The following is a 26,040-nucleotide window of genomic DNA, read 5'->3' as shown; positions in this document are numbered from 1 at the left end:
GATTTTTTTGGGGGTCTAAGCCGTGCCCGCGGAAAGCGTCCGTTCGGAATGGAAATCAACTTATCACAAATCACTAATTAAGTAACATGAACACGAATTCATATACTGTTTTCCGTGCTCTTGACCGTTTACCCGCAGTGGGATTAAACAGTTTTTCACGTGCAAGCGGATGCGTTGTTTGCTATAGTGAAAGGGCTATGCATTACTTAAGGGAGGTATTCAATTTGAATACGACAAATTATGCTGCTTATATAGATCACACATTATTAAAGGCTGACGCAACGAAGGATCAAGTTGCTACGCTATGTGAAGAAGCAAAACAATATTCATTTGCTTCGGTATGTGTTAATCCAACATGGGTCGAAACAGCAGCCGGATTATTAAAGGGCTCGGATGTCAAAGTCTGTACGGTCATCGGTTTCCCGCTTGGAGCGAGCACTTCCGAAGTGAAAGCGTTTGAAACGAAAGACGCCATCCAAAAAGGCGCTCAGGAAATTGACATGGTTATTAATATCGGTGCTTTAAAAAGCGGTGATGACGGACAGGTCCGCCAAGATATCGAGGCTGTCGTGGAAGCGGCAAAGGGGAAGGCAATCGTCAAAGTCATTATCGAGACTTCTCTTCTGACAGACAATGAAAAACGGAAAGCGTGCGAGCTATCCGTCGCGGCTGGTGCCGACTTTGTCAAAACATCGACAGGCTTTTCAACAGGCGGAGCGACAGCAGAGGATGTTAAGCTAATGCGCGGTGTCGTTGGTCCTGAGATGGGTGTGAAGGCTTCTGGAGGAGTCCGCAGCTTCGAAGATATGAAACAGATGATCGATGCAGGGGCTACAAGGATCGGTGCGAGCTCAGGCGTGCAAATTATGAATGGCTTGAAATCTGACAGCGATTACTGAACAGGCTCAACATTTTATGAATTCTATCGCATTCAACTGACCAATTTATGAGTGAAAATAAGGACGTAGATAAGTCTTCAAGCTTTCCGCGTTTTCTTACTTAAAATCTTTTAAATTTTGCCGAAGGAAATGGAAAGTTTTTTATTGACCAGATACTAATTGTGCGATATACTTTTTTAGTACAAGGACAACTGCCTTGTGTCGAAGTGTGCTCGGAGGGAGGGACAAGAGATATGACGAAAACTGTCGTTCGTAAAAATGAATCGCTTGAAGATGCTCTTCGCCGCTTCAAACGTACGGTATCCAAAAGTGGAACTATACAAGAGGTAAGAAAGCGTGAATATTACGAGAAACCAAGCGTAAAGCGGAAGAAAAAGTCCGAAGCTGCTCGTAAGCGTAAATACTAATACTACCTTGACTTACTATTGAAACTTTGAATCTATACGTAAACCGGAATGTCCTTTTGGATGTTCCGGTTTATTTGTGTCTTTTCTCATAATTTATTTTATTGAAATGAAACTTCCGGTCATGTTGTGACGTAGAAGAGGTATAATGGAAGTAGTGAAAGGAGTGAGGAGAGTTGAGGAAAAGTGTAAGGGCTCTACTTCTGCTCGTTTTATTTCTTTCGGCCATTTCCATCCCGCTTGGTCAATCGGATGCAAATGCCGTGAAAGTATACAAAGTGCCGATTACAAATGATGTGGAGAAAGGCTTGCACGCGTTTTTGAAACGTTCATTTAAAGAAGCGGATGAAGCAGGTGCCAAGACGGTCATTCTAGAAATTGATACACTTGGCGGCTTCATCGATGCAGCTGGACAAATCGGCAAACTCATTGATGACCAGCGTAAAGATACGGAAGTCATTGCGTATATCAATGATAGGGCCATCTCGGCAGGAGCATATATCGCCTTGCATGCAGACAAAATCTATATGTCTCCTACAGGGAAAATGGGAGCTGCCCAAGCTGTGCAGGGCACCGCCGGTAACGCGGCAGATGCTAAATCGCATAGTTATTGGTTTGCTGAGATGACCAGTGCTGCAGAGTCGTCCCGCCGCGAACCGATTTACGCACAAGCGATGGCTGATCCCGATGTCAATGTCCCTGAGTATAATGCGGCAAAAGGCAAGCTGCTTACTTTGACCGCTTCCCAAGCAAAGGAAGTCGGCTATAGTGAGGGGACAGTCAGTTCGTTTGACGCGCTTTTGCGTGAGTTGGGCCTAGAAAATGCTGAGGTCGTTTCCACGGATGTCACATTTGCCGAATCGGTTGCCCGCATTATTACCAATCCGGTTGTTGTACCGATCCTTTTGTCGATCGCAGGACTCGGTCTTGTGCTGGAACTGTACTCACCTGGATTTGGCGTGCCGGGCACGATGGCTCTCGTTTCGCTTGGCTTGTTCTTCTTCGGGCATCTCGTAGCGGGTCTTGCCGGTTATGAAGCGCTTATCCTGTTTATTATCGGGGTGGGGCTCATCATAGCGGAGTTCTTCCTAGCAGGTGGCATCGCGGGTGTCCTCGGGGCGGTCGCAGTAGTCGTAAGTATCATTTTGGCGGGTGGCAATCCGATGTATATGGCGATCTCCTTGTTGATCGCGATTGCTATTGCAGTCATAGGGATGGTGATCATTATGAAGTTTTTTGGCAGGAAGCTCCATCTGCTTAATAAGATGGTCTTGATGGATGCGACAGACACAGAGAGCGGTTATGTCTCCAACGTCAATCGCACCGAACTAATCGGAAAGATTGCGCTGGCAATTACCCCTCTCCGTCCATCAGGAACGGTCAACCTGGATGGTGAGCGGATTGATGTCGTGTCGGAAGGAAGCTACATCGAGAAAGGGAAAGATGTTATGATAGTGAAGGTGGAAGGTTCCCGCATCGTTGTCAGGGAATACCAAAAAAAGGGGGATAATTAATTATGGCAGGTTTATTAGCTGGCGGAGGTATGTTTGTAACCATCGCTATAGTCGTAGTAGCAATCATTGTACTCTCAATATTCTTTACGATGGTTCCTGTCGCATTGTGGATTTCCGCAATGGCGGCTGGTGTACGGGTAAGTATTTTCACGTTAATCGGGATGCGTTTGCGCCGGGTTATTCCGAGCCGTGTCGTCAACCCGTTGATCAAGGCACATAAAGCAGGTTTAAATGTTAGCATTAACCAGCTGGAAAGCCATTACTTGGCAGGCGGTAACGTGGACCGTGTCGTGAATGCGTTAATTGCAGCGCACCGTGCGAATATTGAATTGACGTTCGAACGTGCAGCGGCGATCGATTTGGCGGGCCGTGATGTATTGGAAGCGGTTCAAATGTCAGTTAACCCGAAAGTAATTGAAACACCATTCATTGCCGGTGTTGCGATGAACGGTATTGAAGTAAAAGCGAAAGCCCGTATTACGGTGCGTGCGAATATTGATCGACTCGTCGGTGGTGCCGGAGAAGATACGGTAGTTGCCCGTGTTGGTGAAGGTATCGTTTCGACAATCGGTTCATCAATCGATCACGCGAAAGTGCTGGAGAACCCTGATTTGATTTCCCAAACCGTATTGGCGAAAGGACTAGACTCTGGTACAGCTTTTGAAATCCTCTCGATCGATATCGCGGACGTTGATATCGGCAAGAACATCGGGGCGGAGCTCCAAACGGAACAAGCGATGGCAGATAAGAACATCGCACAAGCGAAAGCGGAAGAAAGACGTGCGATGGCTGTAGCGAACGAACAGGAAATGAAAGCGAAAGTCCAAGAGATGCGTGCGAAAGTGGTCGGCGCCGAAGCGGAAGTTCCGCTTGCAATGGCGGAAGCACTTCGTACTGGAAATATCGGAATTATGGACTATATGAACTATAAGAACATCCAAGCGGATACTGGCATGCGCGATTCCATCAGCAAAATTGGCGGAGACCAGCAAAACCCGAATGCGCCGAAAGAGTAATGGATGACATGTCATCTCGCGGAAAGGGGATGTGCAGACGTTGGAAGGTCTAATTCCTTTAATCATTTTTGCTTTGATCAGCATGCTTCTAAAAGGAAAGAAGCCGGACAGTACGAATGCTAAGCCGGAAAAACGGGAGCCGAATAAAGCGAAACCTTTTACGGCGCAAACGACAGGTTCGGATCCTTTCAAGAAATTGAAAGAAATGTCCCAGGAGATGTATCAAGATCTACAGCGGGAATTCCAAAATCCGCCGGACGAGCCGCCTAGCCGACAGACGACAGTGGAATCTCCACAGACTCGTATGGAGACTAGGAGGCCAGCGGCACAACCTACAGCAGCCCAACCACAACCTATGGCCAAGCCAGCTCAGCCAGCAGCGTTTTCGGAACTGAAAAAAACGCCGAAACGCGAGGAGCGAACTGGAAGGTTGTCCGCGCATGGCGGCCGTAAGTCACAGGAACTTTCTGTCGTGGAACCGGAGCATATGATTCCGAAGAGTGAACAGGATCTTTTAAAAGGAATCATATTTTCTGAAATTTTAGGTCCGCCCAAAGCAAAACGGTAATCATCAGCCCTCTATCCTGAACATACGATTAGGATAGGGGGTTTTGTGTATGCGAAAACTATTCAAGATGGATACATCTGTCCTGATCGATAACTACTCTTCCATCCGCATTACCGGACCGTATGATCTGGTGAAATTAAGCGGAACCGCATGTACGATACGCAGCGAAAACTTTGTTATCGACATGACGGGACAAGAAATTGTCATTGAAACACTGGCCGAAGAAGTGGCTGTCATCACATTTGAAACACTGGAAAAAATGATGATCCAGCCGGGGAAAGGCAAGGATGACGCGTATGATTCGTAAACGGTATGCGGTCACTTTGAAGGGGAAAACGGACTATTCCAAATTCCTTGGGAAACTGGCTGCTTCGGGAATTAAGATTATGTCTATTTCCCATGAAGGGGCAGCCGTTCACTTCATTACGGATCCGAAAGGGATAAGCTTCATACGTAAAAATCGCCGCCGGTTCGGGGTGAAAGCGAAATTTATTCCGATCGGCAATGAAACCGTGGAGAGTAGATTGTTTTCTTCGTATCGCTTTCTCGTCGCATGTGTCATTCCCCTGGTTGCTTCCTTGTTTTTATGGAGCATTGATGTTGAATCAGATCGGCCGGAAGTGGCAGAACGGATTGAATCGAAACTGCTTGCATCCTCGATCGTCACGATGAAGCCGCTCTCCCGCTTGCCGGATGAGGGGGAAATCAGACAGTTGCTGATGGCGGACGATCCTGAGCTCTCCTGGGTTCGTTTCAGCCGGTCGGGAACGAGGTTGACAGTCATCCCTATGCTATCCCCCAGAACGGATGAGAGGGCAGTGGAGGAAGGTCCTCCTGCCGATCTCGTTGCTCGTACAGGCGGTGTCATCACTAATTTTCAATTAAACCGCGGTGAGAGAGCTGCCCATATCCATCAAACTGTGAAAAAAGGTGACATTCTGGCAACAGGGATACTGGAACAAGGGGATAAAAGATCGCTTGTCGGCGCAGACGGCTTCGTATTTGCAGACTACTGGTCGGAATACACGTTCACTATTCCAAGGCAGATTGACCTCCAAATGCTCGGAGAGGAAACAGTGGAATTCAAATGGCGCTGGCCGGTTAAAATTGAGGACAACAAGTACTCCTTTCAATCCGTTTTGAAAACCGATCGACAGCGTGCTGATATGGCTTTTCAGCTAGAACTTGAAGAAGGAATGGAAGAAACCATCCTATTGCCATTGCTGAAACATAAAATACTGTCAGAATCATTTCCCAGTCTGACAATAAAAGATGAAAATATTTTACATGTATCGTTCCAAGATGATAAAGTTAGTGGGACTATATTGTTTTTAGTAAACGACAATATCGCTGTAAAAAGACCGATATCCCAAGGAGACTGAAAAATTGAGCGAACAACTGATTCAACTTCATGTCGAAGAACCGAACGATGTCATTATGCTGCTCGGTATTTCTGACCAGAATATGAAACTGATTGAAGAAAATATGGATGTTTCCATCCTGACGAGAGGAGATACGATCTCCCTTTCAGGTGATGAAGAAAAAATCCTTCAAGGCAAATACTTGCTTGAACAGCTTTTGAAAGTGATCCGGAAAGGTATCAATATAAATTTACGCGACGTATCCTCTGCCATCGAGATGGCGAAAAACGGAACGATTGAATATTTTGCAGAGTTATATGATGAAGAAATTTCCCGCAGCGCAAAAGGCAAAGCAATCCGGGTTAAAACGATCGGCCAACGTGAATATGTACAGGCGATCCGCAAGAGGGACCTCGTCTTTTGCATCGGGCCGGCTGGTACAGGTAAAACCTATCTGGCGGTGGTCCTTGCAGTGCAGGCATTAAAAAACGGTTCTGTAAAAAGGATCATATTAACGCGTCCTGCTGTCGAGGCGGGCGAGAGCCTCGGGTTCCTTCCGGGTGACTTAAAGGAAAAAGTAGATCCTTATCTCCGCCCTCTATACGATGCCCTGCACGATGTATTAGGTGCAGAGCAGACGGAACGGTTCATTGAACGCGGCGTTATCGAAGTCGCACCGCTGGCTTACATGAGGGGCCGAACGTTAGACGATGCGTTTGTCATCTTAGACGAAGCTCAGAATACGACGAAAGCTCAAATGAAAATGTTTTTGACTCGGCTCGGATTTGGGTCTAAAATGGTAATTACAGGCGACAAAACGCAGATCGACTTGCCAAGAGGCGCTGAATCAGGCTTGATCGCTGCGGAAACCATTTTGAAAAAGGTACCTGAAATTCATTTTCAGTTCTTAGAACAAGGCGACATTGTGCGGCATCCGATTGTCGCGAAGATTATCGAAGCATACGAAAACGAATAATCAGCACAGTCTGGATTGGCGGCCTGTACTTGCCTATACAACAGGTTTTATTATCAAACTTCTAGTCAGGTACCGGCCGCTTGCCGGCTGCGCTGTAAATGAAAAAGTATATCTCCGTTATGAGAGCAGTCATCCAGATGACTGCTTTTTATCTAACCAAATCAATTGATAGATAGAGAGAAGGGAGGAGAGGATTCTGTGTTCCGGTCAATCGGGAAGATGTTCAACTCTCTGAAATTTAAATATTTTTCTATCCTTGTCGTATCGTTATCTGCGCTACTTCTTTTCGCTTTCATGTTTGGGGAAGTGAAGCAGGAAACGTACGAGTTATCCGCCTTCCAGGTTTCTCCGAAGACCCTTCGATCGCTGAAGACTGTGGAGGACGCGGAAAAGACGGAGCAGGAGAGACAACGGATTGCAAAAGAAGTGACACCTGTCTATCAATTTTCTGATGAAGTGGCAAAAACAAGGCAGGCAATCGCCGGTCAATTGTTTGATTTTCTCATCCAAGTGAAGGAAGCCGAAAATTTATCGGTCGATCATGAGGACAAGCCGATCATCAGCCAAAAGGACAGGCTAAAAGAAATCCGAAGCAAATTGCAGAAGCTGGAAGAAGAGGAACCGAGCCTGCGTTTAACAGATGAAGCGCTACTCAGCTTGCTGAAGCAGGACGTCAGCACACTTCGCAGCATGCAGAAGGCGATCGTTGGCATTATCGGTGGAGAATTGGAGAAACCAATCCGCACGACTGACCTCGCCACAATCAGATATGAAGTGGAGAGAAAAATCAGGCTATCAGACGCCATTCCGCCCGGAGAGCTGCAAACGATGATTACATTAGCTCGTTCTCTCGTGACAGAGACGGAGAAAGTGAATGAAGAGCTGACGGAAAAACGGCGGGAACAGGAAATGAGTGCAGTCGAGCCGACCCGGATTCTGCAGGGACAAGTTATCGTCAGGGAAGGCCAATTCATCGATCAGGAAATTTATCGCCAGCTGGAATTGACGGGTCTACTGACCAATCAATCTTCGACTAAGCCATTAATCGGCTTAGCTTTATTTGTCATCTTTGTTTCCTCGATCATCTATTTGCATTTTTATACGTGGAATGGGAAAAACAATGTAAAGAAGAAGTCGCTTTTGATCATTTACTCCATTTATCTTTTTCTCGTGCTCTTGATGAAGTTAATCGGGATGATCGACAAGGAATTTGATGTACAAATCGCCTTTCTATTCCCAACAGCGCTTGCTCCAATGCTCGTGAAGCTGCTGACCAATGAGCGGCTTGCTTTAATGGTCACGGTTATTACAGCAGCGACAGCAGGGATTATGCTCCAAGAAGGATTCGCTGCCATCATGCAGATGGAAATAGCGCTCTACATACTTCTGAGCGGCTTGATCAGCCTTTATTTCCTCGGCAAGGACGGAAGAAGGTCTAGCATTTTACGGACAAGTCTAGGGGTTTCTATAACCAATATGGCCTTTATCGGCTTTTATCTAATGATGACCCAGTCCACCTATAATCTATCCGAGTGGCTTTTCTATTTCATTGCAGCGGTGGCATCGGGAATTCTTTCCGGCGCATTGACGATCGGGTTAATGCCGTTCTTTGAAACTGCGTTCGGTCTGCTGTCTGATATGCGGCTAATTGAACTCTCCAATCCGAACCACCCGCTGCTTAAAAAGGTACTGACCGAAACGCCGGGAACGTACCATCACAGTGTCATGGTCGCTAATCTTGCGGATGCTGCCTGTGAGTCAGTAGGGGCTCATGGATTGCTAGCCAGGGTTGGGAGTTACTATCACGATATTGGGAAAACGGTTCGACCTGGTTTTTTCATCGAAAATCAGCATGGCGGCCAAAATCCGCATGATTCATTGCCCCCTGAAAAAAGTCGTGATATCATTATTTCCCATGCAGTTGACGGGGCGAAGATTTTAGAGAAGAATAAAATGCCGCAGGAGATTGTGGATATTGCACGCCAGCACCATGGGACGAGCTTCTTGAAATATTTTTATGTCAAAGCAAAAGAGATGGATGAGACGGCTTCGGAAGATGAATTCCGGTATCCCGGACCGAAACCGCAGACGAAGGAAATTGCGATCATCTCGATTGCTGACAGTGTGGAAGCGGCCGTTCGTTCCATGAAAGAGCCGACGCCGCAGAAGATAGCGGCACTCGTCAAAGCAATAATTAATGACAAATTGAATGATGGCCAATTCGATGAATGTGACTTATCCGTGAAGGAATTGAAGAAAGTGGAAACGGTTATATGTGAAACGTTGAATGGCATTTTTCATAGCCGGATCGAATATCCGGAATGATTATAAAGGAAGGCGAAACTATGCTTGAATTTTATTTTGAAGATGAAACAGGAACCGTTGGACAACATATTGAGGACTTGATCCGAAACTTATTGAATCATGCTGCGGAAATGGAACAGCTGTCAGGTCATCCTGAAGTATCGGTCACATTCATGGATGATGAGAGCATTCGTGAGGTGAATGCGGAATACCGAGGCAAAGATACGCCTACAGATGTGATTTCATTCGCTTTGGAGGAAATGGGCGAAGGAGAAGTGGCGATTGTCGCACAAGACGATATGCCAGTTGTATTAGGTGATATTGTCATTTCTGTGGAAACGGCTAAAAGGCAGGCGGCCGAGTACGGACATGACGAGACACGTGAAATTGGATTTCTAGCGCTTCATGGATTCCTGCATCTGCTTGGGTATGATCATCTGAATGAGGCAGAGGAAAAAGTGATGTTCGGCCGGCAAAAAGAGATTTTATCATCTTTCGGCTTAGAGCGGTGAGCAGACATGCTCGGAACTATCGTTAAGTCGTTCCAATATGCGTGGACAGGCGTCATAACAGGTGTTAGGAAAGAACGCAACTTGAAGTTCCATGTCGCGGCCGGTTTGGCTGTAGTCATTTGCGGTCTCTTTACTGGATTATCACGCACAGAATGGATCCTTGTCGTTATGCTGATTGGCGGAATGCTGGCGCTTGAATTGATGAATACTGCCATCGAGCGCACCGTCGATCTCGTGACGAAAGAGTACCATCCCCTGGCAAAACAAGCGAAGGACTTGGCGGCTGGCGCGGTATTAGTTTATGCTGTGGCCAGTGCCATTATAGGTTGCATTCTTTTTATCCCGAAATGGTTTTCATAATTAGGACAGAGGTGTTGGAATATGGACAAGGAACAATTAATGGCAGAATCGAAAAGAGCGAGGGACAAAGCGTATGTGCCTTATTCGAAATTCCCGGTAGGGGCTGCTTTGCTGGCGGAAGACGGCACTGTATATCATGGCTGCAATATTGAGAATTCGGCATACAGCATGACCAATTGTGCGGAACGGACCGCATTTTTCAAGGCTGTTTCAGAAGGAGTCAAATCGTTTAAGGCGTTAGCTGTGGTCGGAGATACAGAAGGCCCGGTATCGCCTTGCGGTGCTTGCCGCCAAGTCATTGCGGAGTTTTGTGGTCCTGATATGCCGGTCTATTTGACAAATATGAACGGTGACGTTCTTGAAACAACAGTGGCCGAGCTATTGCCTGGTGCTTTTTCGAAAGGGGATCTCGAATATGCCGCAAGCCGATAAAGCGTTCAAGTCCGGTTTCATTTCAATCATCGGCCGTCCAAATGTCGGGAAATCCACTTTTCTAAATCGTGTGGTCGGACAAAAGATTGCCATTATGAGCGATAAACCACAGACGACCCGTAACAAAGTGCAAGGGGTCGTCACGATGGATACGTCTCAAATGATTTTCATCGATACGCCAGGAATCCATAAGCCGAAGCACAAGCTAGGCGATTTCATGGTGAAATCTGCTCGCAACACACTGAAAGAAGTCGACATCATCATGTTTATGGTGAATGCGGATGAGCCGATTGGATCTGGAGACCGGTTTATCATTGAACTGCTTCGTACAACAAAAACACCGGTTTTTCTCGTTATCAATAAGATTGATTTAGTTCATCCCGATGAACTGTTAACAATTATTACAACGTACACATCGGAATACGAATTTGCAGAAATAGTCCCTTTATCCGCGTTAAACGGAAACAATGTGGAACGGCTTATGGAAACACTTGAAAAATATTTGCCAGAAGGTCCGAAATATTATCCGGATGATCAAGTGACGGATCACCCTGAGCGGTTCATCATTTCTGAATTGATTCGCGAGAAAGTGCTTCATCTGACCCGTGAGGAAGTGCCTCATTCCGTAGCGGTTGCGATTGAAAAGATTGAACGGGACGAAGCCAAGGGCATGGTCAATGTAATGGCGACCATTGTCGTCGACCGGGATTCTCAAAAAGGGATCGTCATCGGGAAAAAGGGTGCTTTGCTTAAAGAAATTGGCACGAAAGCGCGGCATGACATTGAAATGCTGCTCGGCTCGAAAGTCTTTTTGGAGCTTTGGGTCAAAGTGCAGAAGGATTGGCGGAATAAGCCGGGACAACTGCGTGAATTCGGTTTCCGGGAAGATGAGTATTAAACCATAAAGGAGTGATGGCCTTGCTGAACAAGTGGGAAGGAATCATTCTGAAAAGCATTCCATATGGCGAGGCCAATAAAATCGTGACTATTTTTACGAAGGAAGCGGGGAAATTGACTGCCATGGCCCGCGGTGCGAAAAAGCCTGCCAGCCGTTTGTCCGCCATTACCCAGAATTTCACGCATGGCTCTTTTCTAATTAGGACCGGAAAAGGGATGGGTTCGCTGGAGCAAGGGGAAACGATCGATTCGATGCGGTTCATCCGAGAGGATCTGGAAGCGACTGCATACGCCAGTTATATCGTGGAGCTTATCGATAAATTGACAGAGGACCGCGAGGCCACGCGTAATGTCTACGGCCTGCTGTATGAAGCGCTGCATGCGATCAATGAGGAATATGACCCAGAAGCGATTTCACTTTTTGTGGAGTGGAAAATGCTGCCCGTTGCAGGTGTCTATCCAACCGTACATCAATGCGCCAATTGCGGGGCGACGGAAGGGGAATTTGCTTTTTCCTTTCAGGAAATCGGATTTCTCTGCCACCGCTGTTTTCATATCGATCCGTATATCGTACGGCTTTCTCCGACGCAACTGCGTCTGATCCGCACATTTTACACGGTCCCGATTGAGCAGGTCGGATCGTTGAAATTGAAAAAGCCGACGAAGCAGTTTATGAAAAAGATTGTACGAACGATCTATGACGAGCAGGTCGGCATCCGGTTGAAGTCGAGATATTTTTTGGACCAGCTGGAGCGGATGCCGGGCGTCCTGCCTGAAAAAAAAGAACAACCGGAGACGGAGGGTGAGTAACCTTCCGTTTCCGGTTGTTTTTGTTAAGAGTTTCTAGCGGCGATTGGATTCTAATGAATACCGATCACCGCATAGGCTGATTGTATTTGATTAGAATTTCAAGCGTTCCTCGATATAATCCTTCACATCGCTGATCGGCATACGCACTTGTTCCATGGAATCACGATGACGCACTGTTACTTGGCGATCTTCTTCCGAATCAAAATCGTATGTGATGCAGAATGGTGTACCGATTTCATCTTGGCGGCGGTACCGTCTTCCGATGGATTGGGAGTCATCGTATTGAACTGCAAAATGTTTGCTGAGTTCTGCGTAAACTTCTTCCGCACTTTCCGCGAGCTTTTTGGATAATGGGAGAACTGCCGCTTTGACAGGTGCCAGAGCCGGATGGAAGCGTAGCACTGTCCGCACATCGTCGCCCTCAAGCTGTTCTTCATCGTAAGCGTTGCAAAGGAATGCAAGTGTCACACGATCTGCACCAACAGAAGGTTCGATGCAATATGGCACGAATTTTTCGTTTGTGACGGGATCCTGATAATGGAAATCCTCGCCTGAATGCTCCATATGGCGCTTCAAATCGAAGTCTGTCCGGTTCGCAATACCCCATAGCTCACCCCAGCCGAACGGAAACTTGAATTCAATATCTACCGTTCCTTTCGAGTAGTGGGAGAGTTCATCTTCGCTATGCTCGCGCAGTCTGACGTTTTCGTCGCTTAGCCCGAGGTCAAGCAGCCAATTCTTACAGAATTCACGCCAGTATTCATACCAGTTCATATCTTCGCCAGGCTTGCAGAAGAATTCCAGTTCCATTTGTTCGAATTCACGAGTACGGAACGTGAAGTTGCCTGGTGTGATTTCATTACGGAAACTTTTACCGATCTGGGCAATCCCGAACGGCATTTTCTTACGCATAGACCGCTGTACGTTTTTGAAGTTGACGAAAATCCCTTGCGCCGTTTCCGGGCGGAGGAAGATTTCATTAGCAGACGAATCCGTCACGCCTTGAGATGTTTTGAACATTAAGTTGAATTGGCGGATGCCTGTATAATCCATCTCACCGCATGTCGGGCAGACGATATGATGTTCCGCAATCAACTCCTCCATCTTTTCAAATGGAAGGCCATCGACAACCATCTCAATGCCTTTTGCATCAAGTGCGTCTTCAATTAACTTATCCGCACGGTGGCGTGTTTTACATTTCTTGCAGTCAATCATCGGGTCATTGAAATTCCCGATATGGCCGGACGCTTCCCACACTTTAGGATTCATCAGGATGGCCGCGTCCAATCCAACATTGTATTTGGATTCTTGGACAAACTTTTGCCACCATGCCTTCTTGACATTGTTTTTCAGTTCAATCCCAAGCGGGCCGTAATCCCATGTATTCGCCAGACCGCCATAAATTTCAGACCCTGGGAAGACGAATCCTCTCTGTTTTGCTAAGTTGACAATTTGATCCATTGATAACATTGCAAATCCCTCCAATTCTTATTTATGCCTTTCAACCTCCTGCGGTGCATCTTACATCGTCCCGCTTCAATCCATTCAGCGATTATGAATGGGAAGGCTGGCTGGCAGGAGCCTGTGAACAAAAAAGTATTCATGCCATTGGGATGTTTGGTAAAACGCAAAAAACGCACCCATCCCCGGACAGTAATTGTCCGGGGACGAGTGCGTAGACCCGCGGTTCCACCCCGATTGGCTCAAAAAAGCCCTCTTTCGTTCACGTTCTTGGCTCCAGGCTGCCGTTTCATGCCGATTACGGGCTTTCACCATCCCCGTTCGCTTCGTGTGGCATTACTTATTGACCTTTCTTCACCTATGGATTATGAGTACAAGTGTAGCACGGTTTGTGCAGACAGGCAATCGTTTCATCGTTTTTCTTTCACGCACTCCGTTTTCACTCGGAGTGATAGGAATTCTGTTGGGGAAATGCTATACTAGTCAGGTATATACAAATGAACGCGTAGGGCGGTGATTCATATTGGAACTGAATAAGCGCCAGAACGAGATACTAGAGATCGTCCAATCGGATGGACCGATCACCGGGGAGCAGATTGCAGAAAGACTGAACTTGGCACGGGCAACCATCCGTCCGGACCTTGCCATATTGACAATGGCAGGATATTTGGACGCAAGGCCGAGAGTCGGTTATTTCTATTCTGGCAAAAAGCCTGCCCAATCTGTCGGCGATGGGATGATTGGCATGAAAGTAGGCGATTTCCAATCAATGCCTGTCGTTGTGGCCGAAAACATTTCCGTATACGATGCCATCTGCCAAATGTTTTTAGAGGATGTCGGGACGCTATTCGTAATTGATAAAGATTCCCATTTATCTGGTGTTCTATCGCGGAAAGATTTGCTGCGCACAAGCTTAGGAAATAAAGAATTAGATAAGATTCCGGTGCATGTCATTATGACAAGAATGCCGAACATTACATACTGCAAAAAGCAGGACACGCTGCTCTATGCGGCGAAAAAGATGATTGAACAACAAATAGATTCATTGCCTGTCATTGTGGAGAGAGAGCGGGGCCTTGAAGTGGTGGGAAGGATCACGAAGACAAATATTACCGCCGCCTTCTTGTCCTTGGCCGACGACCATGATTTATAATGATGGGGAACTAGGAGTGATCCAATGAGTAAACTAACTTTGTTCATCGTTTCCGATTCGGTCGGCGAGACGGCAGATCTTGTCGCCAAGGCGGCAGCAAGCCAGTTCAGGCATGATCTTGAAACGGTATCGATGAAGCGGTTTTCACACGTGGAAGATGAATCGCAGTTACGCGAAATTGCCTATTTGGCCAAAAAACAAAATGCCATTATCATTTACACATTGGTGAAAAGCTGCATGAGGCAGCGGCTTAAGCAGGAGTGCAGGGAAAATGGCTTGAAGTGCATTGACTTGCTTGGTCCAATTGTCGACAAGATCGAGGAGGAGCTTAGCGAAAGGCCATTTGAAGAACCTGGACTCGTCCGTCAATTGGATGAGGACTACTTCAAAAAAATAGAGGCGATCGAATTTGCTGTGAAATATGACGATGGAAGAGATCCGCGGGGCATCTTGAAAGCGGATATCGTTTTAGTTGGCGTATCGCGAACATCCAAAACCCCTCTCTCTCAATATTTGGCTCATAGGACGTTCAAAGTGGCAAATGTCCCTTTGGTGCCTGAAGTGGATCCGCCTGAAGAATTATACCGGATCGACCCATCTAAATGCTACGGACTCGTCATTTCACCGGAAAAATTGAATTCGATCCGAAAAGAACGCCTGATTACTCTTGGTTTGAAAGATGATGCAAATTATGCACAAATTGAACGGATTAAACGAGAAATCGATCATTTCAATAAAGTAGTAGCCAAAATCGGCTGTAAGGTCATTGATGTAACAAACCGTGCAGTGGAAGAAACAGCGAATGTTATTTTGCACGATTGTGCGAATAAAGTCGAGTAAATTGAATGAATACTAAAAAGAAGGACCGCCTAGGCAAAATGGTTGGTTCTTCTTTTGTGGATTGTGTACAATATTGTTTTGCGGCTAGCTTTCAAAAATGATATAGTTATCCATCTGAAGGCCGGTTTTCCCCGGTCTCATTTAACATGGCGGCAAATTAGCCGTTTGTGATGGACTTGATTTTTAGAAACTTGGCTAAACCTATGGAAAACATAATATTTTTTTGTCGAATAAGCAGGATTTTTGAAATCTATCTCGAAATCAAGTAGATAGAGGGAAACGGTGATGGAAATGACTAAAATACCAGAGGAAACGATCGAGGAAGTACGCTCAAAGACTGATATCGTTGATTTGATCGGCGAGTACGTCCAACTGACGAAGAGAGGGAGAAATTGGTTCGGGCTTTGTCCATTCCATGGTGAGAGCACCCCTTCATTCTCAGTTTCCGAAGACAAGAATCTGTTTCATTGTTTCGGCTGCGGAGCGAGCGGAAATGCAATCACATTCGTCATGGACATTGAAAACACTTCTTTCACCGAAGCAGTATCCAAGCTGGCTGACCGGGCAGGCATTGAAGTAGATGTCCCGTCAGTACATGCTGCAAGCTCTTCAAAAAATGAGCATCATTCGATGAAGGAAGCCCTCGCACTTGCAGCAAACTTCTATAGTCATATACTACTTAATACTGTAGAGGGGGAAAAAGCATTACAATATTTGCAGGAAAGAGGATTTTCACGGGAGCATATCGAACAGTATGGAATCGGGTGGTCGCTGGAAGACAGGGAGACTTTGACGAATCTTCTCATCCGTAAGAAATTTGATATGAAGGAAATGGAGCAAGCCGGCCTCTGTATTATGAAAAATGATGGGACAGGCTATTTTGACAGGTTTCGAGGACGTATTATGTTCCCGTTACATGACGATAATGGGAATGTCGTCGGTTTTTCCGGCAGGATCCTCTCTAATTCAAAAGATGAGGCCAAATACTTGAACAGTCCGGAAACTCCTATCTTTGAAAAGAGCAAATTACTATATAATTTTCATCGAGCTCGTCTTAATGTTCGGAAAACGGGTAAAGTAATACTATTTGAAGGTTTCATGGATACTATAGCTGCAGAACGGGCCGGCGTGATGAACAGTGTCGCGGTCATGGGTACGTCTCTGTCGGAAATGCATCTTCTGAAACTGAAACGCATTGCCAACCAGCTGATGATTTGCTGTGATGGAGACAATGCAGGATGGGAGGCAGCCAAGCGGTTTGCCAACCTGGCTGCGCAGAAGGGGCTTTCCGTCCAAATAGCACTGCTTCCTGGGAAGATGGATCCGGATGAATATATTTCAACACACGGTGGCGAAGCGTTCCGTGAAAAGATCCTTGGAAGTCCCCATACGTATATGTCGTTTATTTTAGCGTATGCCAAACGTGGAAAGAACCTGACACATGAAAATGACGTCTTGCAATATATCCACGAAGTTTTGGACGAACTGGCTGCCAAGGTATCACCGATCGAGAGAGATCTCCTCGTCCGGCAAATGGCAACAGAAACGGGTGTTTCTGAACAGGCATTGAACGAGCAGCTGATGAAAAAAGTCGGCAAAATGGCGAAGGAAGAAAAACAGGAGCAATCTACCGGCGGTATGCAGCAGATGCCGATGTTGAAGTCCAAAAAAGTGTCAGGCGCTGATCGGGCAGAACGGATTTTGCTAGCACACCTGCTAAACGACGGAGTCATATTTGATCGGCTGCGAGCGGAAGGCAGCGAGCTATTCATCCGTGATGAATACAATGCCGTATTCGTGAGGCTGGCCGGTTTTTATGAACAATATAGCACTCCGGATTTTAATCGGTTCGCTGAATCATTGGAAGACAGGGAAATGCGTAAAATTGTGATGGAAGCAGCAATGATGGAACGCGATCCCGACCATGCAGATCAGGAAGTCACAGATTGCATTCAACATCTGGAAAAACAACGGGTCATCCGAAAAATAGATGAAATGCTGCATCAATCAAAAGAAGCGGAAAAAATGAATGATCATACCCGGGCGCTGGAGCTGGCCAGGGATATTATACAGCTCCGGAAATCATTATCGGCATTGTAGGCCAGATTCCGGTGTATTAAGGAGGAACGGGTATTATGGAAAAAAAAGAGCGAGCTGGAGAGATGGAAAACGATATGACGTTGGATGAAGTGAAAGCAAGTTTATTGGAAACAGGTAAGAAGAATGGTGAATTGACGTTGGAGGAAGTGACGGATAAATTATCCGTCTTTGAAATGGAGCCAGATCAGTTCGAAGAATTTCTTGATCAAATCGAAGCGCAAGGCATCGAAATGGACCGTAAAGACGATGAGGAAGAAGAAGTGGAAAAAGGTGTCGCGGACGATGAACAATTCGATCTGAACGATCTAAGTGTGCCGCCTGGCGTTAAAATTAATGACCCGGTCCGCATGTATTTAAAAGAAATCGGCCGTGTCGATCTACTAACTGGAAACGAAGAGGTCAAATTGGCCGTCGCTATTCAGGAAGGTGTTGAAGCTGAAGAAAAGCTTGCTTCCATGGACCAGCCGGATGCAGAACTCCTTGAAATCGTTGAAAAAGGTGAGAACGCTAAAAAGAAACTGGCGGAAGCCAACTTGCGGCTCGTCGTCAGTATTGCAAAACGGTATGTTGGACGCGGCATGCTGTTCCTTGATTTGATTCAGGAAGGAAATATGGGTCTTATTAAAGCTGTTGAGAAATTTGACCATACAAAAGGCTTTAAATTCAGTACGTATGCGACATGGTGGATTCGTCAGGCGATTACTCGGGCAATTGCCGATCAGGCGCGTACAATCCGTATTCCTGTTCACATGGTGGAAACGATCAACAAGTTGATCCGTGTCCAGCGTCAACTGTTGCAAGACCTAGGTCGGGAGCCATCTCCAGAGGAAATCGGTGAAGAGATGGATTTATCTGCTGACAAAGTTCGTGAAATCTTGAAAATCGCTCAAGAACCTGTTTCGCTTGAAACACCAATCGGGGAAGAGGATGATTCCCACCTCGGTGACTTCATTGAAGATTCGGAAGCACAATCTCCGTCTGATCACGCTGCATATGAGCTGTTAAAGGAACAGTTGGAAGATGTCCTGGATACATTGACAGACAGAGAGGAAAATGTACTTCGTCTGCGTTTTGGATTAGATGACGGACGGACCCGCACTTTAGAAGAGGTTGGTAAAGTCTTTGGAGTAACGCGTGAACGGATTCGTCAAATTGAGGCGAAAGCGTTGCGCAAGCTTCGCCATCCTTCCAGAAGCAAACGCTTGAAAGACTTCCTCGAATAATGACGGCTTGTCCGGACATTGTTCTTTGACGGCAGGATGAGCTTGTAAAGGTTCTCCATAACCCGGAATTATGAAAATCGCTAGAATAGGCGACATGCTTGCAGTGGCAGCTTTAGCCGGCACCATGAGAAGGAAAGGAGGGAATGATCCCTCCTGTCGGTCAAATGCTCAGGAAACGACTGCCGCATTTGGCCTTTCTGGCGATTTTTGTCTTTTATTATATTATAGAGAGATAGAAAGCAAGTTCCTGTTTGGAATGTAATAGAAGGGGGATTTGGAAATGAACGCTCAGCGTAAGCGTATTATCATAACAGAAATACAATATTGGAAGCAAAATAAATTGCTGCCCGAACATTATTGTGATTTTCTCATCACCTTATACGCGCGCGGAGAAGGCGAGGAACAGGAAGACACAAAGAGCTCAAAAGGCATCTTGGAGCGTGAAAAGAATACGAAGTGGATTAGATTAGTGGCGCTGTGCTTTTTGGCAGTTCTAGCTTTCGGTGGAATGTTTATTCTCCGGGATTTTCCTATTGTCTCTATCTCCGCAGCAGCGATACTGGCATCTATTTTTTTAATCCTTTCAATTGCAAAAACAGGCGCCAATACAGGGCTGTCATCGCTCTTATACATACTTTCTGCATTTTTGCTGCTCGGCTTGTCTTTAAAAGTTTGGCTGCTGTTTTTTGAGGATGAAACATTATTGTTGCTTGGATTGCTAGTTTTGAATTGCATGCTTTGGCTATTTGCCGGCAGATTGTTGAAACTACTTTATTTCACAATTTCCGGTTCAGTCGGGCTGCTCCTTATTATCGGCTTCCTGTTCTTTTCCATGTAGTTATATGTGGGAAGCCGATTATTTCATACGTCAGTTGATTCTCCTGATGCCGGCATGCCTTGTTGACATAAGAGTTAGCTGATAAAACCTCAAATGTCTCTTGCAAGATATCTATTTGTAAAAGATCCTGTCCCTGCATGGTTACTGCACTGTTTCACTCTTCTGCTAACGATTTATACCAAATATTGTCCTCTGTCTTTCTAACCCACGTTGGTTCCAAGGTGTAGATTTTCACTAAACTCTTTGAATTATGTTGTCGATTTATACTTTATACATAGTCACTCCAATATGAATGGAAATGAATAATCAAGCCGGCAAGGAGAGCAACCCCGCTTTCCAGGGGCTTGGCTTCATCCATTGCCCGCTACGCATTCGCTTTAGCTCACAAAAAGCAAAGCGTTTGGATCATAAGTGGAGCCTTAATTTCTGTTAAGCCCAAAAATGTGGAAAATCGTACCCTTCAATTCTCGATTGACTGAAGCCGTGCTTGCGGAAACATACTACAATAAGTAAAAGTGAAGGCAAGTCGGCTGGACGCTGGGATCTTTGTATCCATATAAGGAAACCGACTAACTTCACACTCTCATTAGAATCAGTTTAATATGTTGAGTCCTAGATCATGTTTAAGAAAATGAAATCGAAACATCTATTCGTTTGGCCTGTTTGGTGCACACATCTGGCTTTTTTCTACGCACCTGTTGCTTGGAGTGGAGGCGCTCGACTCCTGCGGGAATCGCATGAGCCTTGAGACCCCGCAGGGAGCGAAGCGGACGAGGAGGCTCAAGCCATGCCCGCGGAAAGCGAGAGCCGGAACGGAAAGCAACAGCTTATTCACCCCTTAAGTATTGAAGTTTTTTTAGAAAAGAATTTGACTTCAGATAAGAAAGCGTCCAGCCATAGCAGAAATCAACATTCTCAATTACGACTTCCATTGTAAAAGAAAAAAGCTTTTTGGCAAACTCTGTGATTTCTCGATTTTGTCTTCAGTCCGATTTGACATATGATGACGATCGCTTTATTCCTTTCTCGCTAGAAAAACCCACAACGATCTAAACATATCGATCCCATTCTCGTTTGGCGGCTATGAAAAAATGCCAGATTAGTTGTGAAGTTGTTATTCTATTCGTTATACTATGAATGTAAGCGTTCACAACAAGGGGGATGGAACAGATGAATTTTGATTTGACTGATGAGCAATTGATGATTCGTCGGACGATGAAGGAATTCGCAGACGAAGTGGTCGCACCTGGTGCGATCGAAAGGGATCGTACGAAAGCGTTTCCATTAGCAATTTTTAAGCAGCTGGGGGAAATGGGAATGATGGGATTGCCGTTTCCAGAAGACTATGGGGGTGCGGGAGCGGATACAATCAGTTTTGCTATCGTGACAGAGGAATTAAGCCGGGCGTGTGCGTCAACGGGGATTACATACTCGGCCCATATTTCACTTGGAGGGGCTCCGCTTCATTTATTCGGAACGGAAGAACAAAAAGAGAAATACTTGACGCCGATCTGTACTGGGGAGTCATTCGGCGCATTCGGATTAACCGAACCCAATGCAGGATCGGATGCGGGGGGAACGCAAACGGCTGCAGTGGAAGATGGGGACGATTTCGTTATTAATGGATCCAAAGTGTATATTACAAACGCAAGTCATGCTAAGCATTTGGCGCTGACGGCGGTGACCGGAATGGAAAATGGGAAGAAAGAGATTAGCGCTATTATCGTCCCGACCGACGCAGAAGGATTTAAAGTGATTGATAACTATGAAAAGATGGGGCTTCATGCCTCAAATACAACGGAACTTGTACTGGAAAACGTTCGGGTGCCGAAGGAGAATCTTCTCGGCAAGAGAGGCGAGGGATTCCGTCAATTTTTAGTGACGTTGGATGGAGGCCGGATTGGCATTGGTGCGATGGCAGTAGGAATTGCGCAAGCTGCCTATGACAAAGCCTTGAAATATGCGAAAGAGCGGAAGCAATTTGGCAAAGCGCTGGCGGAATTCCAGGTGACGCAATTCAAGCTTGCCGATATGGCGCTTAAAATTGAACTTGCCCGCAATATGGTCTACAAAGCGGCCTGGTTGAAGGACCAAGGAAGGCCATTCACAAAGGAAGCGGCCATGTGCAAACTGTATGCTTCGGAGATTGCAATGGAAGTGGCAGACGAAGCAATACAGATTCATGGCGGCTACGGCTATATGAAGGAATATGAGGTGGAGCGTTACATGAGGGACGCCAAGCTTCTGGAAATCGGGGAAGGAACTTCTGAAATTCAGCGGATGGTCATAGCACGCCAAATCGGTGTCATTTCCTGACGGGCCAGAAAACAGTCGAAAGTTTGTCGAAATTGTCACAAAGAGCGAATTCTGCGTGGATAACTCTTTCAGTTTTTCACCGGATACAGTACAATAATAGTTGTGCACTGTATAATTTACAGAATAGATCCTGGTGAAGGAGGGTAATTCATTGAAAAACAATCCTGTAGTACCATTTATCCTGATATTCGCGCTTGGATTAGGACTCATTTTCTTCATGTCTCTTTACGGGGTCGATCAGAAGAAGGAAATCGCTGGGGCGGATGAAGAAGGAAAAACGGAAGAAACAGCTTCTAATGCTGAGGAGTTTGATCCAGAAGGATTCACTCAACAAAAATGTATCGCTTGCCACGGTGGAGACTTGACTGGCGGAGCGGGACCTAGCCTTCATGGTCTATCCGAATCAAAGGAAAAGATTCACGAAATCATTAAGAACGGTCAAGGCGGCATGCCTGCTTTCGGTGGACAAATTTCCGATGAGCAAATTGACCAGTTGGCAGACTACATCTTAACACTTAAATGAGAAAAGGAGTCACCTGATGTGCAGCAGCATATCCGGTGGCTCTTTTTAATTGCAGGAGATGCAACGGAAAAGGACATCATATACAATGGAAAAGGAAAGGTGGAGGTACTTTGAATCCATTAAAATTATCGGAACGACTTGCAACAGTCGCTTCATTTATTGAAAAAGGAAGCGTATTAGCTGATATTGGAAGCGATCATGCGTATTTACCGTGCCACCTTGTTAAGACGGGTGCCATTGAGCGTGCTGTTGCAGGAGAAGTGGCCAAAGGGCCGTATGAATCAGCAGTGGCGAATGTAGCGAAGGAAGGGCTTTCGAATGCCATTACAGTTAGGCTTGCGAATGGCCTGGCTGCTTTGCGAACTGAAGACACCGTAGAGACAATTACTATAGCCGGAATGGGCGGTACGTTGATTGCCGGAATTCTGGAGGAAGGAAAAGCAAGGCTAGAAGGCGTCAAACGCATTATCGCGCAGCCGAATATCCATGCCATTGCCATCCGTTCTTGGTGTATGGATAACGGTTGGACCCTCGTAGATGAACGCATTTTAAAAGAAGACGACAAGATCTATGAAATCCTTGTGCTGGAACGAGGAAAGGGGACGTTTTCTGAGCTGGAACTGCTTGTCGGTCCATTTTTACTGGCTGAAAAATCGCCGGTGTTTATTGAAAAGTGGACGAGGGAGCTGGAGGAGTGGAAGCGGGTTCTTCATGCAATCGAAAATGCAGGACATTCGGAAGAAGCTTTAAATAAGAAGGCCCAATTACAAGCGAAAATTGAAATGGTAGGGAAGGTGTTGTCGAATTGAAGAAAGCGAACGGTCATGAGATCATCACCCTTTTTGAACAATGGGCACCAAAACGGTATGCGGAAGATTGGGATCCAGTCGGTTTGCATATCGGGCAGTTGAACAGGCCAGTCGAAAAAGTCTTAGTGACGCTGGATGTAAATGAAGCAGTCGTGTCAGAGGCAATTGAGAAGGGGGCTAATTTAATCATCGCCCACCATCCACCTATTTTCAAACCGATGAAGTTTTTGTGGACGGATACGCCGCAGGGACGGTTGATAGAAAAATGCATAAAGAACGACATTGCTGTGTATGCGGCGCACACTAATTTGGACGTCGCGCCTGGCGGAGTAAATGATTTGCTGGCGGAGCGCTTAGAATTGTTAAACACGATTGTTATGGAGCCAACGATTCACGACCCTTTGTACAAGCTTGCTGTGTTTTGTCCGGTTGATCATGCGGATCTTCTCCGGGATGCATTCGCAAAGGCTGGCGCAGGGGCGATTGGCGATTATGCTGGATGTAGTTTCACGACGACAGGAACTGGACGATTTATTCCTGCCGAAGGAGCGAATCCGTTTATCGGGGAAATCGGAAAACTGGAGGAAGTGGCAGAAGAACGGATAGAAGTTGTGATGCCCGGAACTCTGCGTACAAAAGTGTTGAAGGCAATGCTGGCCGTCCATCCTTATGAAGAACCGGCATATGACTTTTTTGTGCTCGATCAACGGACAAATGAATTGGGATTAGGAAGAGTGGGCGAACTGCAGGAAAGTATGTCACTCGCTCAATTCGCTGACCATGTGAAGCGGACGCTCGATGTCCCGTCCGTCCGTATTGTCGGGGATATGGACAAGCCGATTCGGAAAGTCGCCATTCTTGGCGGCAGCGGACCAAAATATATCCATTCTGCGAAGCGGAGAGGCGCAGATGTTTTCGTAACAGGTGATATGGATTTCCATACTGCCCAAGATGCAGAGAATATAGATTTGGCAATCGTCGATCCAGGTCATCACGTAGAAAAAGTCATGATTACCGGGGTAGCAGACTATATGCAAAAAGTATGTGCGGAGAAAAATTTTGATGTCTCGTTCATCCCTTCCGATATCGATACGGAACCTTTTCGATTCGTTTAAAAGTTAGTATGGAAATGCAAAAAAAGCTGCCTCCTCTTATGAGGAAAGGCAGCTTTCAACTTCTCCAAATGTTCGGCATTACAGTTTTGCGTAAGGCTCGATTCGATTCACAGGAGACGGATTTTTGATTTTCGGAAGTATCTTTTCCAGTTGGAATTTGCGTTCCGGATTGTGTGTCGAAGGATCTTCTGGATTGAACTGCTCTAGAAACGCGATCACTTCGCGGACTACAATGGTCGGGGTGGAAGCCCCGGCAGTAACGGCCACCGTTTCGACACCCTGTAACCAATCAATATTGATTTCGGATACATCAGAAACACGATAAGCCGGTGTGTTGGCGATTTCTACAGACACTTGTGTCAAGCGGTTTGAGTTATTGCTTTTTGGATCACCCACAACAATTAGAAGATCTGCTTCTCCTGCTTGCTCAGCGACAGCTTCTTGCCTTACTTGAGTCGCAAGGCAAATTTCTTTATGAACTTCAATGTGCGGATACTTTTCCTTCAAAGCCTCCATAATATGGGCAACGTCCCACTGACTCATAGTCGTTTGATTTGTCACGAGCAGCTTCTTGTTGTCAATCGTCATCTTCTCAACATCTTCTACCGTTTCAATTAAATGAACGGCATGCGGAGCAATTCCGATTGCACCTTCTGGTTCAGGATGATATTTTTTCCCGATATAAATGATCTCGTATCCTTCTGCTACTTTTTCTTCTATCAAATGATGAGTGACAGAGACATCCGGACAAGTGGCATCAATCGAGACAAGACCTTTCCTGCGCGCCAGTTCACGAACTTCGGGAGAGACACCGTGTGCAGTGAAAATAACGGTGCCCGTTTCCACTTTGTTCAGGATATCAAGGCGGTCTTTGCCGTCGAGTGTGATAATTCCATCCTCTTCGAAGGCATCAGTAACGTGTTTATTATGAACAATCATGCCCAAGATATAAATGGGCCTTGGTAATGTTTTGTCGAGCGCTGCATTTCTTGCAATTACCATTGCATCGACAACCCCGTAGCAATAGCCCCTCGGGGAAATCTTTAATACTTTCATTGAAACTCACTCCTCTAATGGGCTCTATGTCCATTATAGTTGGAGTTGAACGGAGTTTCAAACTTATATCGTTGGAGGCTGGAAAATACGAGGTGTGGAAACCCCGGCAGCAGCTCGGGCCGCTGCCCTTGGTGCCGCTGCAGCTGCTGCGTTTGCTGCGCCTTGCGCGGCAGTGCCGGCTGATGGAATTGATTGGAACCCTTTATATAATTTCCACATCGCCGGCAAATTCTGAATCATGGGAGCAAATTGCTGGATCAGCGGAGCGTATTGTTGAGCCGTATTCATGAAACGATTTGCAGTCTGCATGTACATCTCCATTTTTGATGAGTTTTGACCAGGTGCTCCTTGACCTGCAGCGCCAAATTGATTCCCCATGCCTGGGCCTGGGAAAGGCTGTCGAGGCATTGGCTGGTTTCCGGGCTGGAATTGTGGGCCAAACCCGGATGGTCTCATGGCAATTGGGGATGACTGCTGTTGCCGCATGAATGGATAGAAGGATTGATATCTCATTATGAACCCCTTTCTTTTCATTGGTTTTGACCTTCACGCT

At 46.1% G+C, this 26,040-nt stretch carries 26 protein-coding genes; 23 read left to right on the top strand and 3 right to left on the bottom strand.

The annotated features are described in order from the left end of the window. Positions 1-224: 224 nt before the first annotated feature. The 14 genes from deoC (at position 225) to recO (ending at position 12,053) form a co-directional block, all read left to right on the top strand. Positions 225-899, top strand: coding sequence for a deoxyribose-phosphate aldolase (deoC, locus tag L7D49_RS14450; protein ID WP_238082043.1), 675 nt, complete (start codon positions 225-227; stop codon positions 897-899). 233 nt (positions 900-1,132) lie between these two features. Beyond that, positions 1,133-1,306: a 30S ribosomal protein S21 gene (gene rpsU, locus L7D49_RS14445; protein WP_076757758.1), complete on the top strand. Its 174-nt coding sequence runs from the start codon at positions 1,133-1,135 to the stop codon at positions 1,304-1,306. 173 nt (positions 1,307-1,479) lie between these two features. Beyond that, the gene (locus tag L7D49_RS14440) at positions 1,480-2,817 is read left to right on the top strand and encodes an NfeD family protein (RefSeq protein ID WP_238082042.1); all 1,338 of its coding nucleotides are present in this window, start codon (positions 1,480-1,482) and stop codon (positions 2,815-2,817) included. A gap of 29 nt (positions 2,818-2,846) precedes the next feature. After that, positions 2,847-3,833 (top strand): flotillin-like protein FloA, encoded by a 987-nt coding sequence (gene floA, locus L7D49_RS14435; protein ID WP_238082785.1) that lies wholly within the window; start codon positions 2,847-2,849, stop codon positions 3,831-3,833. Between the two features lie 40 nt (positions 3,834-3,873). Further along, entirely contained in the window at positions 3,874-4,401 is a 528-nt protein-coding gene (locus tag L7D49_RS14430) for a hypothetical protein (RefSeq protein ID WP_238082040.1), read from the top strand. A 49-nt stretch (positions 4,402-4,450) separates the two neighbouring features. Beyond that, positions 4,451-4,708 carry a hypothetical protein gene (locus L7D49_RS14425; RefSeq protein WP_238082038.1) on the top strand — a complete coding sequence of 86 codons (258 nt, stop codon included), beginning with the start codon at positions 4,451-4,453 and terminating at the stop codon, positions 4,706-4,708. After that, a complete protein-coding gene (locus tag L7D49_RS14420; RefSeq protein WP_238082036.1) occupies positions 4,698-5,783 on the top strand; it encodes a sporulation protein YqfD in 1,086 nt (361 codons plus the stop codon). Before L7D49_RS14425 ends, L7D49_RS14420 begins: the two co-directional genes overlap by 11 nt. Positions 5,784-5,787: 4 nt before the next feature. Continuing rightward, complete coding sequence (locus L7D49_RS14415) at positions 5,788-6,738, top strand: PhoH family protein (protein ID WP_238082034.1); 951 nt, start codon at positions 5,788-5,790, stop codon at positions 6,736-6,738. A gap of 198 nt (positions 6,739-6,936) precedes the next feature. Continuing rightward, complete coding sequence (locus L7D49_RS14410; protein WP_336246396.1) at positions 6,937-9,063, top strand: HD family phosphohydrolase; 2,127 nt, start codon at positions 6,937-6,939, stop codon at positions 9,061-9,063. 20 nt (positions 9,064-9,083) lie between these two features. After that, complete coding sequence (gene ybeY / locus L7D49_RS14405) at positions 9,084-9,554, top strand: rRNA maturation RNase YbeY (protein WP_238082032.1); 471 nt, start codon at positions 9,084-9,086, stop codon at positions 9,552-9,554. A 6-nt stretch (positions 9,555-9,560) separates the two neighbouring features. Continuing rightward, on the top strand, positions 9,561-9,914 hold the full coding sequence (locus L7D49_RS14400) for a diacylglycerol kinase family protein (protein WP_238082030.1): 354 nt from the start codon (positions 9,561-9,563) through the stop codon (positions 9,912-9,914). A gap of 21 nt (positions 9,915-9,935) precedes the next feature. Next, on the top strand, positions 9,936-10,346 hold the full coding sequence (locus L7D49_RS14395; RefSeq protein ID WP_238082028.1) for a cytidine deaminase: 411 nt from the start codon (positions 9,936-9,938) through the stop codon (positions 10,344-10,346). Then, complete coding sequence (gene era, locus L7D49_RS14390; RefSeq protein WP_238082026.1) at positions 10,330-11,244, top strand: GTPase Era; 915 nt, start codon at positions 10,330-10,332, stop codon at positions 11,242-11,244. The genes L7D49_RS14395 and era overlap by 17 nt, the downstream gene beginning before the upstream one ends. Before the next feature lie 20 nt (positions 11,245-11,264). Further along, positions 11,265-12,053, top strand: a complete 789-nt coding sequence (gene recO, locus L7D49_RS14385; RefSeq protein WP_238082025.1) for a DNA repair protein RecO — start codon at positions 11,265-11,267, stop codon at positions 12,051-12,053. A gap of 90 nt (positions 12,054-12,143) precedes the next feature. On the opposite strand, the gene L7D49_RS14380 is transcribed toward recO, so the two are convergent. Continuing rightward, positions 12,144-13,523 (bottom strand): glycine--tRNA ligase, encoded by a 1,380-nt coding sequence (locus L7D49_RS14380; RefSeq protein ID WP_238082021.1) that lies wholly within the window; start codon positions 13,521-13,523, stop codon positions 12,144-12,146. 514 nt (positions 13,524-14,037) lie between these two features. Between L7D49_RS14380 and L7D49_RS14375 the strand changes: the two genes are divergently transcribed. The 9 genes from L7D49_RS14375 to L7D49_RS14335 all read left to right on the top strand — a co-directional run bounded on the left by L7D49_RS14375 (position 14,038) and on the right by L7D49_RS14335 (position 24,431). Beyond that, positions 14,038-14,667, top strand: a complete 630-nt coding sequence (locus tag L7D49_RS14375; RefSeq protein ID WP_238082019.1) for a helix-turn-helix transcriptional regulator — start codon at positions 14,038-14,040, stop codon at positions 14,665-14,667. Positions 14,668-14,691: 24 nt separating this feature from the next. Beyond that, positions 14,692-15,507 (top strand): pyruvate, water dikinase regulatory protein, encoded by an 816-nt coding sequence (locus L7D49_RS14370; RefSeq protein ID WP_238082017.1) that lies wholly within the window; start codon positions 14,692-14,694, stop codon positions 15,505-15,507. Positions 15,508-15,798: 291 nt separating this feature from the next. After that, on the top strand, positions 15,799-17,607 hold the full coding sequence (dnaG, locus tag L7D49_RS14365; RefSeq protein WP_238082780.1) for a DNA primase: 1,809 nt from the start codon (positions 15,799-15,801) through the stop codon (positions 17,605-17,607). Between the two features lie 35 nt (positions 17,608-17,642). After that, positions 17,643-18,830 carry an RNA polymerase sigma factor RpoD gene (rpoD, locus tag L7D49_RS14360; RefSeq protein WP_269135997.1) on the top strand — a complete coding sequence of 396 codons (1,188 nt, stop codon included), beginning with the start codon at positions 17,643-17,645 and terminating at the stop codon, positions 18,828-18,830. 280 nt (positions 18,831-19,110) lie between these two features. Beyond that, positions 19,111-19,668 (top strand): hypothetical protein, encoded by a 558-nt coding sequence (locus L7D49_RS14355; RefSeq protein WP_238082015.1) that lies wholly within the window; start codon positions 19,111-19,113, stop codon positions 19,666-19,668. A gap of 1,170 nt (positions 19,669-20,838) precedes the next feature. After that, entirely contained in the window at positions 20,839-21,984 is a 1,146-nt protein-coding gene (locus L7D49_RS14350; RefSeq protein ID WP_238082013.1) for an acyl-CoA dehydrogenase family protein, read from the top strand. A 151-nt stretch (positions 21,985-22,135) separates the two neighbouring features. Next, a complete protein-coding gene (gene cccA / locus L7D49_RS14345) occupies positions 22,136-22,507 on the top strand; it encodes a cytochrome c550 (protein ID WP_238082011.1) in 372 nt (123 codons plus the stop codon). A gap of 110 nt (positions 22,508-22,617) precedes the next feature. Next, positions 22,618-23,316, top strand: coding sequence for a tRNA (adenine(22)-N(1))-methyltransferase (locus L7D49_RS14340; RefSeq protein ID WP_238082009.1), 699 nt, complete (start codon positions 22,618-22,620; stop codon positions 23,314-23,316). Beyond that, positions 23,313-24,431, top strand: coding sequence for a Nif3-like dinuclear metal center hexameric protein (locus tag L7D49_RS14335; RefSeq protein ID WP_238081998.1), 1,119 nt, complete (start codon positions 23,313-23,315; stop codon positions 24,429-24,431). The genes L7D49_RS14340 and L7D49_RS14335 overlap by 4 nt, the downstream gene beginning before the upstream one ends. A 78-nt stretch (positions 24,432-24,509) precedes the next feature. Here L7D49_RS14335 and L7D49_RS14330 read toward each other — a convergent pair whose 3' ends face one another. Together L7D49_RS14330 and L7D49_RS14325 are read right to left on the bottom strand one after the other, a co-directional pair. Then, positions 24,510-25,487 (bottom strand): 4-hydroxy-3-methylbut-2-enyl diphosphate reductase, encoded by a 978-nt coding sequence (locus L7D49_RS14330; RefSeq protein ID WP_238081996.1) that lies wholly within the window; start codon positions 25,485-25,487, stop codon positions 24,510-24,512. A 63-nt stretch (positions 25,488-25,550) separates the two neighbouring features. Then, on the bottom strand, positions 25,551-26,000 hold the full coding sequence (locus tag L7D49_RS14325) for a YqfQ family protein (RefSeq protein ID WP_238081994.1): 450 nt from the start codon (positions 25,998-26,000) through the stop codon (positions 25,551-25,553). Positions 26,001-26,040: the final 40 nt, after the last annotated feature.

This window comes from Sporosarcina cyprini (genome assembly GCF_022048975.1).
GTDB classification, from domain to species: domain Bacteria; phylum Bacillota; class Bacilli; order Bacillales_A; family Planococcaceae; genus Sporosarcina; species Sporosarcina cyprini.
The sequence above is the reverse complement of the archived record's forward strand: the minus strand, read 5'-3'. Positions and strand labels throughout refer to the sequence as shown.